This is a genomic window from Streptomyces sp. NPDC055078 (assembly GCF_053607985.1).
This window is the reverse complement of record NZ_JBSGUP010000293.1, coordinates 1-9,908: the sequence shown is the minus strand read 5'-3', so window position 1 is coordinate 9,908 and position 9,908 is coordinate 1. Positions and strand designations below refer to the sequence as shown.

The window sequence follows — 9,908 nt, the reverse complement described above, 5'->3', positions numbered from 1 at the left end:
CGACGCCAGGCGCCAGCGCACGAGAATCCGGTCGGTGGCGTCGTCGCGGTTGATGTCGTCGTCGATCGGACCGTAGAAGTCCGGCAGGTACTCGGCCGGTTCGGCGCCCAGCTTGGCTGTGTTGAAGTACGCGTTGCGGCACACCAGGGGGTCGTACGTCCAGCTGATCTCGTCGACACCGCGCGCCATCGCCCAGGCACGCTGGTGCAGCTTCAGGGCGAACCCGACGTTGCGCCGCCGCAGGTGTGGCAGGACCCCCGCGAGGTGACTGTGCAGTGCCCCGCGCGCCGGTGGGGAGAAGAAGCCGAAGCAGGAGCCGACCAGCTCGCCCCCGTCGAAGGCGCCGCTCACATAGCTGCCCGCCTTCGTCATCGCGCGCAGCAGGTCCGCCGTCACCGGCGGGCTGTTCTCGCCGGTGCGCCAGATGTGCTCGTACAGCCGCCGGACGGCTTCGAGCTCGCCGACGGTGTCCAGGGAGCGGATGCCGACGCCCGCGGCCCGCGCGGCGGCCTCGGCCGCGGCGTACGCCGTGTCGACGGGCGGGAAGTCGGTGCGGTCGCGGAGGAGATCAGTCACGCCGGTCATGGTTTCAGCCGCTTCGGGCGCACAGCTGGTCCGAAGGCACAGGATGCCGGTCCCCGATTCGTCCGGGCGGACAGCCGCCCTGCGGCCGCCGGCAGATCGGCGACCTGGGGTGCCGCGAGGTGGTGCGGGGTGCGGACCGGATGCCGCGTCGCCGCCCGGACGTGCGGCGGCGCGAGCCCGGTGACGAGGTCAGAAGGGCTCCCGTACGGACGAGTTGCAATGTCCAGGTGCGGTAACGGCGCGGTCGTGGGTTGGGGACCGGGCTTCCACCGGCCCGCTCACACCCCGCATGGTGAGGACACAGCCGTTCACCTGGAGCACAGGCGTACGGCGGCTGATACCGACCTTTGTGAAACGGGGAAACATCATGGCTCTCAACCTGCGTACGAGGACCGTTCTCGCCACCGCGGCGCTCCTCACGGGGACCACGCTGCTGACCGCCTGCCAGGACGGCTCCTCGGACGCGGCGGCGACGCCGAAGACCGAGGCGGCCGGAGCGGCGAAGCCGGGAGCGAAGCAGGCGGGGAAGCCGGCCGGGGTCAGCGGGACCTTCGCCGGCGGCACGGTGGAGTATCTGGCGCCGGGCAAGTACATCGTCGATGCCCAGGGCAAGGAGCAGCAGTTCTTCACCGCGGAGGACACCAAGGTCTACGGTGCGGGCACCATCTGCGGCACGTACCAGCAGAGTGCCGACACCCCGTGCACCCTCGACGATCTGGAGAAGGTCCTCAAGGACGGGTCGATCCCCGCCGACGTGGTCATGAAGAACGGGATCGCCACCAGGATCACCGAGCGCCCGGCACCCGACGAGGGCCCGGCCGTCGACGACAGCCGACCCGGCACGCCGCCCAAGGACAAGGACAAAGACAAGAACAAGGCCCCGGAGTCGTCCGTCGACGGGATCAACAAGGGCAAGGGCGTCAACGGCACCTGGCTGGGCAATGTGCGCTACCTGGCACCGGGCAAGTACACCGTCTCGGATCTGAAGGGCGCGGAGCAGCAGTTCTTCATCGCCGATGACACCAAGATCTGGGGGGCCGGCGCGATCTGCGGTGACGACGCCGGGCAGGCCGGAACCGAGTGCACCGAGGCGGAACTCGAAGCGGCCACCAAGAAGGCCGGCGTGTCCGCCGAGGTCGTCATCGTCAACGGCATCGCCACCACCGTCCGCGAGGACCACTGACCCCGGGCGCGGCCGATACCCCCGTGCGGCCGGGTGATGCCGCGCCGTCAGCGGTGCATGTGCGGGCCAGGTGCCCGTCCGGGGGATGATGGGCGGGTGAGGATCGGTGTGCTCGGTGCGGTGCAGGCGTGGGGCGATGACGGAGGTCTGCTGGACCTGAGGGGACCTCGGCATCGTGAGGTGCTCGCCCGGCTCGTCGCGGCCGATGGGCGGATGGTCACCGCCGACGGCCTGGTCGAGGACTTGTGGTCCGATCCCCCGGCGGGCGCCTTGGGCGCGCTCCGTACGTTCGTCGCCGCGCTGCGCCGTGCGATGGAACCCGGTCGGCCGCCCCGTACCCCGTCGCGGGTGCTGGTGACGGAAGGGCCCGGATACGCGCTGCGTCTGCCACGGGCGGATGTGGACGTTCACCGGTTCCAGGACACTCTGGCCGGGGTCCGCCGTGCTCCCGGCAAGGTGGCCGAGCTGGGCGAGGTGCTCGCTTCGTGGCGCGGGCCGGCCTACGCCGATCTGCCTGATTCGGGGTGGGTCCAGCGGGAGCGGGCCCGGCTGGAGGAGCTGCGGTTGCAGGGGGTGGAACTGCGGGCGGGCATCCTGCTCGACTCCGGTGAGGAGGCGGGCCTCGTCGCCGAACTCGGCGCGCACGTGGGCGAGCATCCGTGGCGCGAGCCGGCCTGGGGGCTGCTCGCCCGTGCGCTCTACCGTGCGGGGCGGCAGGCCGATGCGCTGGCCACGCTGCGGCGTGCCCGCGCGATGCTCGTTGAGCAGCTCGGGCTCGACCCCGGGCCCGGGCTCCAGCGCCTGGAGACCGACATCCTCAACAGGTCCGCGGACCTCCAGCCGTCCGGGGAGGCGGCGCGGCATGTGTGGCCGGACGCCGGTGCCCGGCTGGGCCCGCGCACGACCGTGGACCTGGCCCGTACCCTGGCGCTGGCCGGCGGGGACGCCCTCGTCCTGTCCCGGCGCAACCGTCTCGCCGCCGTCGAGGCGGCCGAGCGTACGGGAGATGTCTTCCTGACCGCGCGGGTCATCGGCGCCTACGACGTGCCCGCGATCTGGAGTCGGGCCGATGACCCCGAGCAGTCGCGCGCCGTCGTGGCTGCCGCCGAGCGCACACTGACCGCGCTCGGCCCCGGCGGCGGACCTCCCGGGTTGCGGACCCGGCTCCTCGCCACCGTCGCCGTCGAGAGCCGGAGCGGGGACATTTCCGGTACCGCGCTGAAGACGGCGCGGGAGGCGGCGTACGAGGCCGAGTCCCTGGCGCGGGAGCTGGGCGATCCCGCGCTGCTGGCCTTCGCCCTCAACGGGGTGTTCCTGCATTCCTTCGGGCGCCCCGGGCTCGCGCCGCGACGCGACGCGATCGGTGCGGAACTCGTGGAGCTGTCCACCGGTCAGGGGCTGCCGGCCTTCGCGATCCTGGGCCGGTTCGTCCGGCTCCAGTCGGCATCGGCGCTCGGTGACCTCGATGCCGCGGCCGGGCACGCCGATGCCGCCGAACAGCTGGCCGCCGTCCATGAGTCGCCGCTCGTCCCTGTGCTCACCGCGTGGTTCCGGGCCCGGGTCCTGGCCGGCCGCAGCGCCGGACCCGGCGGGCCGACCGCCGCCTCGGCCGCCGCGGCATACCGCGCCGCCGACCGCGCCCTGGAGACGGCCGGAATGCCGGGGCTGCACCGTGGCCTGCTCCCGCTCGCCCTGCTCGGGCTGCGCCTGCTGCACGGTCGCCCCGCCCCCACTGACCCACGGCTCGACTGGGGCCCGCACCTGCCGTGGGCGACACCGCTCGTCCTGCTCGCCCAGGACAGGGCGGAGGAGGCCCGGGCCGCGCTCGCCGCGACGCCCGATCCGCCGCACGATCACCTCCAGGAGGCCCTGTGGTGCCTCACCGCCCACGCCGCCGCACGGCTGGACGAGCGCGAGATCGCCGGGCGGGCCGCGGCGGCCCTGCGCGATGCCTCCGCCGAGTACGGCGGCGCCGCCGGCGGCGTGCTCACCGTCGGCCCGGTGCGGCGATACCTCGCCGAGGCCGAAGCCTGTGCCGGGAATTCCTGAGCCGAGGCCGAAGCCTGAGCCGAGGCCGAAGCCTGTGCCGGGGATTCCTGTGCCGCCCGGCGGGGGCGCCACCGCGGAGGCGATGCCCCGGACAGTGCCGGCTCACCCGACGGCTCTCACCGCGGCAGGGCTTCGCTGATTCGTTGCTCATCGCTGTCGTGCACAGTGGCTCTCGTCAGCAACCGAACACCTGTGAGAGCGCAAGGGGCCTGTCATGACTCCCACGATTCCCGACTTCGAGTACACACGTCTGCCGGGCGCGGACGGCGTGGAACTGTCCGTCGCCCTGGGGGGCGGCGGCAGTCCGGTGGTGCTGCTGCACGGCTTTCCCGAGACCCATCTGATGTGGCGGCACGTCGCGCGGAAGCTGGCCACGGAGCACACGGTGATCTGCCCCGATCTGCGCGGGTACGGTGCGAGCGACAAACCGGTGGCCACGGACGAGGACGTCTACTCCAAGCGGACCATGGCCGCCGACATCGTCTCGGTCATGGCCGGACTCGGTCATGAGCGGTTCGCTCTGGTCGGTCACGACCGCGGTGCCCTCGTCGCCTTCCGGGCGGGGCTGGATCACCCGGAGACCGTCACACACCTGGGCATCCTCGATGTCGTACCGACGCTGGACATGTGGAACGTGCTGCGCGGGGTCTCCGCGGCGGTCGGCTACCACCTGTTCCTCATGGCGCAGCCGTCCGGCCTGCCGGAGACGATGATCGCCAACAGCGCGGATGCGTTCTTCGGCTCCTTCCTCGATGCCTGGGCCAAGGACCCGGCCGCCATTCCGGCGGACGTACGGGCGGAGTACCTGCGGGCGAGCGCCGGGGCCGTGGACTCGATCGTCGCCGACTACCGTGCCTCCGCTGGTGTCGATGTCACCCACGATCAGGCGGACCTCGATGCCGGTTCGCAGTTCGCCATGCCCGTCACGGTGATCCAGCAGGACTGGGGCGCGCAGCTCGGCTACGACGCCGCGCAGGTGTGGCGGGCGTGGGTGCCGGACCTCGACCACCGGCTGACCCGGGCGGGCCACTTCATGGCCGAGGAGGCTCCCGACGAGATCGCGGGAGCGGTCCGGGAGCTGCTGGCACGCTGACACACCGGGATCGTGCGGCCCCCGGCGCCCCGGCCTCGCCGCCGCCCCTGTCGCGGGGCGGTCGTCCGCGCCGGGGGCGCGCGGCACACCGCGGCGGGCTGCCACCGCTCGGCCCAGGTGGCGGAGCGGCCGGCGGCGTGCGGCGGTTCCTGAGCCGGGTGGACCGGGACCGCTGATCGGGATCACGCCGCCGGGGTGGACAAGCCGGTCGGGGATCGCGGACCGGCACCTGTCCCGGTGTCCCGGTAACCCGATGGCGCGCGGCCGGCCGTTCCGCCCACACTGGTGACCATGGCAGAACCCAAGTACCGGATCCGCGCCCGCCATACGGCCTCGACGATCACTGTCTACCAGGCGTACCCCCCGGAGATCGGACGGCCCGCGGCCAGGGACGGCCGTTTCCCGGCGGCCTGGCAGCGGGACCGGATGACCTGGATCAAGCCGTCTTTCCTCTGGATGATGTACCGCTGCGGATGGGGCGCCAAGGACGGCCAGGGCACCGTCCTCGCCGTCGAGATCACCCGCGAAGGGTTCGCATGGGCACTGGAGCGTGCCTGTCTGTCCCACTACGACCGCAGGCTGCACCCCGACCACGCCGCCTGGAAGCACCGGCTGAAGCAGTCCCCGGCCCGGGTGCAATGGGACCCGGAGCGGGATCTGCACCTGCGGCCGCTGCCCCACCGCTCGCTGCAACTCGGGCTCAGGGGCGAAGCGGCGCGCCGTTACGCGGACGAGTGGACCGTCTCCATCACCGACATCACCGCGACCGCTCACACGATCCGTGACCGCGTACGGGACGGAGACCTGGACGCCGCCCGGCAGCTCCTGCCCCCGGAGCGCCCCTGTGCCGTGCCCGACGGACTCCTCGCCCACCTGCGCCCGTAGGGGTTCCGGCCGGAGGGCCGGGCTGATCGGACACCACAGGGCGCCCGCCTGACATCGAGTGCGATACGCCTGCCGGTGGCGCTGGACCGGCCGGGTTCAGGGGAAGCGGACCGTCACGGTGAGGCCGCCGTCGGGGCCCGGCTCCGCGTGGACCACGGCGCTGTGGGCCTCCGCGATGGAGCGGACGATGGACAGGCCGAGGCCGTGGCCGGTGTGGCCGACCCGGTCGCGGCCGAGGCGGCGGAAGGGTTCGAAGAGGTCGTCGATCCGGTCGGGGGCCACGGGGCGGCCGGTGTTGGTGACGGTCAGGGTGCGGCCCGCCAGGGTGACCTCGACCCGGCCCCGGGGGCGGTTGTACCGCAGGGCGTTGCCCAGCAGGTTCGAGATCAGATGGCGCAGGAGCACCGGGTCACCGGACAGCCGCAGGGGGCCGCCGATGGACGTGCGCAGTTCCAGGTGCTTGTCCTCCGCCGCGGAGCGCAGTCCGGCGGCGGCGGCCACGGTGATCTCGGCCAGGTCGACGGGTTCGGTCTCCTCCAGGCCGCGGTCGCTGCGGGCCAGCAGGAGGAGGGAGGCGATGAGCCGTTCGGCGTCGTGGTTGGTGCTGAGCAGGTCGTCGCGGACCTGGGCGAGATGCCCGGGCAGGTGGGCGAGGCCGACCTCGATGCTGGTGCGCTGGGCGGCGAGCGGGGTGCGCAGTTCGTGGGAGGCGTTGGCGACGAATCGGCGCTGGCTGTCGAAGGCGCGCTGGAGCCGGTCGAGCATGGTGTCGAAGGTGTCGGCGAGACGGTGGAGTTCATCGTCCGGCCCGGTGAGGCCCAGGCGTTCGTCCAGGTTCATATCGCTGATCCGGCGGGCGGTGTCGGTCACGGCGGCGACCGGCCGCAGTGCCCGGCCGGCCAGCCACCAGCCGGTGAGTCCGGCGAGGAGGGCCATGATGATCAGCCCGATGCCGGACCACAGGAGCATCTGGTTCAGGGCCGCGTCCTGCACCGCCTGCACCGACGTCTCCACCAGACGGAGGGCGACACCGTCGCCACCGGACGGGGTCCGCCCGCCTGGCTCCGTCGGGCTGAGGGGACGGGGCACCGGTGCGGCTCCGTCATCGATCGGCTCGTAGAAGGGCTGTACGTCGATGCCCTCGGCCTTCTGCGCCGTGCCGTACCGGGCGAGGACCACCACAAAGGCCAGCAGGGCGGCTCCGGCCAGGAGGAACAGTGCGCTGAAGGCGCCCGCGAGCCGGGCGCGGAACGGCAGCCGCGACAGGGCGCGGCGGGGGTCGGGGATACGCGACAGGACGCGGCGCGGGTCGGGGACGCGGGGGCGTTTCACCGCAGCGGTCCGGGCGCGGCCTTCAGCAGATAGCCGAGACCGGAGTCGGCGGTGATCGTGCCGGGGCCGCCCAGCTTGCCGCGCAGCCGGCTGATGGTGGCGCGTACGGTGGTGGTGCGCGGGTCCATGTGCTCGTCCCAGATCGTGCGGACCAGGTCATGGTGGGTGACATGCCGGCCGGCGGCCTCAAGGAGCACCTGGAGTACCGCGAATTCCTTGGGGGTGAGGCCGACCGGGCGTCCGTCCACATGTACCTCCCGGCTGGCCGGGTCCAGGGTGATGCCCTCGTGGTGCAGTGCGGCCGGTGGCGGCTTGGGGGTGCGCCGGGACAGCGCGCGCACCCGGGCGACCAGTTCGGTGAAGTCGAAGGGTTTCGCCAGATAGTCGTCGGCGCCCAGCTCCTGCAGCCCGTACACCTTGTCCGTCACTTCTCCCGCGGCGGTGAGCATGAGGATGCGCGGGGGGTCCTGGAGTTCGCGCAGCCGCCGGCACACCTCGTCGCCGGTCATCACCGGCAGGTCCCGGTCGAGTATCAGTACGTCGTAGTCGGTGAGCAGGCACATCCGCTCGGCCTCGTCGCCGGAGGCGGCGAGATCCACCGCCATCGACTGCCGGCGCAGTCCGGTCGCGATGGTGCGCGCGAGCACTTCGTGGTCTTCGGCTACCAGAACCCTCATAGCCCCCAGGGAATCAGACCGGCGATTGCGGGCAGGTAAACACGCCGGCTCGCGCGGCGCTCGGCGCACCCGTCGACACCCGTCCCACCAGCGGCTTTTATATCCTCGTAACGTCTCTTACCCGGCCGCAATGGCCGTTTTGATCTGCTGCGGCCATGAACTTCGTGAAGCGGGCCGCGTACAGCCTTCTCGCCCGCAAGGTGAAGACGGCGATCCTGCTCGGGATCTTCGTTGTGGTCTGCACGCTGCTGCTCGGCGGGTATCTGCTCCAGGGGGCCACCGCCCGGCAGGAGGCGGAGGCACAGCGCCGTATCGGTGTCGACGTCACCGTGCGGGGTGAGCGGCTCACCGCCGAGCGGGCGGCGAGGCTGGGGGCCTCACCTCTGGTGGAACGGTACAACCCGGTGGCGCACGGGGTCCCGCGAGCGCCCGGTCTGAAGCTCGTGGAGTCCGGCGTGCCGCGCCCGCCCGACGCGAAGCGGGGTGGGGACGGGCCGAGCCTCACGGGTGTCCGGGAGACGGAGCTGCTCCTGGACTTCTCGACCGGTCGCGTCCGGGTGATCGCGGGGCGCGGGATCACCGCCGCGGACTCCGGCCGCGACGTGGTCATGGTCGAGGCGCGGGCAGCCGCCGCGAACGGGCTGACGGTGGGCGACAACGTCACCCTGGCCCCGCCGGACGGCCCGGCCCGGAAGTCCTTCGAGGTCATCGGCATCTTCAAGGACCCGGCCCGGGTGCTCGACATGTGGCTGCCCCCGGCGGACCTGCCCGCCAACCGGATGTATGTGCCGATCGGGGCACTGCGCGGCCTGGGACCGGGTGGTGAGCGCCTGACCGAGGCGGTCTACAGGATCCGCTCGCCCGAGCGGGCGCGGCCCCTGCACGCCCTGGCCGAGCGGCAGCTGGGAACGGGCAGGGACTTCCGCGCCGACGTGAACGACAAGGCGTACCGCGACCAGGTCCAGCCGCTGCGCCGGGTGGGCGCCTTCGCGAACGCCGTGGTGTGGCTGATCGCCGTGGCCGGCGCGGTGATCCTGGGTCTGATCGTCACCTTGACCATCCGCGAGCGGCGCGACGAACTCGGCATGCTCCTCGCGCTCGGCGAGAAGAAGTGGAAGCTCGTCGGACAGCACAGCGTCGAGGTGGTCGCGGTGGCCGTACCCGCCCTGCTGGGCGCCGCCGTTGCCGCCGGGCTCTTCAGCGACCGGATGGGGGACGTGCTGCCCGCCCAGGAGTCCGGCGACCGCCCCACCGCGTCCGGTTCCCTGGACCGGGCCGAGCCGCTGCCCCGTCCCGAAGTGCGGTTGACAGCCGGCGATCTCGGCAGGGTCGCCGGGACGAGTCTGGGTATCGCACTGGCCGCCACGGTCATCCCGGGCATCGGCATCCTCCGGCTGCACCCCCGATCCATCCTCACCGACAGCGACTGACCACCGGCGACCGCCGACCGCGATCGCGCAGAGCAAGGACCTGGCAGATAAATGAACTTCCTCAAACGCGCGTGCCTGAGCCTGTGGGCGCGCAAGGTCAGAACCGTGGTGATGCTGGCGACCTTCGTGGTCATAGCGGCCATGGTCCTCGGCGGTGTCCTCATCAGCGACGCCACCGACCGAGCAGGCGAGCAGGCCAAGCGCAGGATCGGCGCCGATGTCACCCTGGAAATGGACATGGACGCCACGGTCGCCAGTGGCAAGATGCAGGCCCCGCAGATCAGCGCCGACGTCGTGGACCGGATCGGCGCGTCACCGCTGGTGGACGCGTACAACTACAACTCCTTCGACGGTGCCCGGCTGGTCGGCGGCACCAAGCTCACGGGCCAGAGCGCGGACCCGTCCGTTCCCGGTCTCGCCCTGCCCAGAGGCGTCCTGGACTCCCGGCTGATGCCCGGCTTCGCCGGCGGCAATTGGAAACTGCTCGCCGGAAAGCCGATCACCGCCGCCGACAAGGACCGCGACACCGTACTGGTCGAGGAGCGCCTGGCCAGGAAGAACGGTCTCAAGCCCGGCAGCAGGATCACACTCGCCCCCAACGACCCGGGGCGCAAGGGCACCGCCGACTTCACCGTCCAGGGCGTCTACCGCGATCCCTCCGGCGAACTGGACCC

At 72.2% G+C, this 9,908-nt stretch carries 9 protein-coding genes; 6 read left to right on the top strand and 3 right to left on the bottom strand.

Annotated elements, in window-relative coordinates; all coding sequences use genetic code 11:
* Window positions 1–576 (bottom strand): GNAT family N-acetyltransferase (locus ACWF94_RS23190; protein ID WP_453491566.1); only part of this gene is annotated, 576 nt, incomplete at its 3' end.
* Window positions 577–952: 376 nt separating this feature from the next.
* On the opposite strand from ACWF94_RS23190, the gene ACWF94_RS23185 reads away from it, so the two are divergent.
* From ACWF94_RS23185 to ACWF94_RS23170, 4 genes are all read left to right on the top strand, one after another.
* Window positions 953–1,768, top strand: a complete 816-nt coding sequence (locus ACWF94_RS23185; protein WP_453491563.1) for a hypothetical protein — start codon at window positions 953–955, stop codon at window positions 1,766–1,768.
* A 96-nt stretch (window positions 1,769–1,864) separates the two neighbouring features.
* A complete protein-coding gene (locus tag ACWF94_RS23180; protein WP_453491560.1) occupies window positions 1,865–3,817 on the top strand; it encodes a BTAD domain-containing putative transcriptional regulator in 1,953 nt (650 codons plus the stop codon).
* A 214-nt stretch (window positions 3,818–4,031) separates the two neighbouring features.
* Window positions 4,032–4,910, top strand: a complete 879-nt coding sequence (locus ACWF94_RS23175) for an alpha/beta fold hydrolase (RefSeq protein WP_453491557.1) — start codon at window positions 4,032–4,034, stop codon at window positions 4,908–4,910.
* A 291-nt stretch (window positions 4,911–5,201) separates the two neighbouring features.
* Entirely contained in the window at window positions 5,202–5,795 is a 594-nt protein-coding gene (locus ACWF94_RS23170) for a DUF4291 domain-containing protein (protein WP_453491554.1), read from the top strand.
* 96 nt (window positions 5,796–5,891) lie between these two features.
* Here the strand turns inward: ACWF94_RS23170 and ACWF94_RS23165 are convergent, their stop codons facing one another.
* Together ACWF94_RS23165 and ACWF94_RS23160 are read right to left on the bottom strand one after the other, a co-directional pair.
* Window positions 5,892–7,127, bottom strand: a complete 1,236-nt coding sequence (locus tag ACWF94_RS23165) for a sensor histidine kinase (RefSeq protein WP_453491552.1) — start codon at window positions 7,125–7,127, stop codon at window positions 5,892–5,894.
* Window positions 7,124–7,804 (bottom strand): response regulator transcription factor, encoded by a 681-nt coding sequence (locus ACWF94_RS23160; protein ID WP_453491549.1) that lies wholly within the window; start codon window positions 7,802–7,804, stop codon window positions 7,124–7,126. Before ACWF94_RS23160 ends, ACWF94_RS23165 begins: the two co-directional genes overlap by 4 nt.
* 155 nt (window positions 7,805–7,959) lie before the next feature.
* Here ACWF94_RS23160 and ACWF94_RS23155 point away from each other — a divergent pair, with 155 nt between their 5' ends.
* Entirely contained in the window at window positions 7,960–9,234 is a 1,275-nt protein-coding gene (locus tag ACWF94_RS23155) for an ABC transporter permease (protein WP_453491546.1), read from the top strand.
* A gap of 51 nt (window positions 9,235–9,285) precedes the next feature.
* Window positions 9,286–9,908 (top strand): ABC transporter permease (locus tag ACWF94_RS23150; RefSeq protein ID WP_453491543.1); only part of this gene is annotated, 623 nt, incomplete at its 3' end.

Bases quoted from the DNA above. Each gene is read 5' to 3' on its own strand.
- ACWF94_RS23175 (WP_453491557.1), top strand. From the start codon at position 4,032: ATGACTCCCACGATTCCCGACTTCGAGTACACACGTCTGCCGGGCGCG.
- ACWF94_RS23160 (WP_453491549.1), bottom strand. From the start codon at position 7,804: ATGAGGGTTCTGGTAGCCGAAGACCACGAAGTGCTCGCGCGCACCATC.
- ACWF94_RS23170 (WP_453491554.1), top strand. From the start codon at position 5,202: ATGGCAGAACCCAAGTACCGGATCCGCGCCCGCCATACGGCCTCGACG.
- ACWF94_RS23185 (WP_453491563.1), top strand. From the start codon at position 953: ATGGCTCTCAACCTGCGTACGAGGACCGTTCTCGCCACCGCGGCGCTC.
- ACWF94_RS23155 (WP_453491546.1), top strand. From the start codon at position 7,960: ATGAACTTCGTGAAGCGGGCCGCGTACAGCCTTCTCGCCCGCAAGGTG.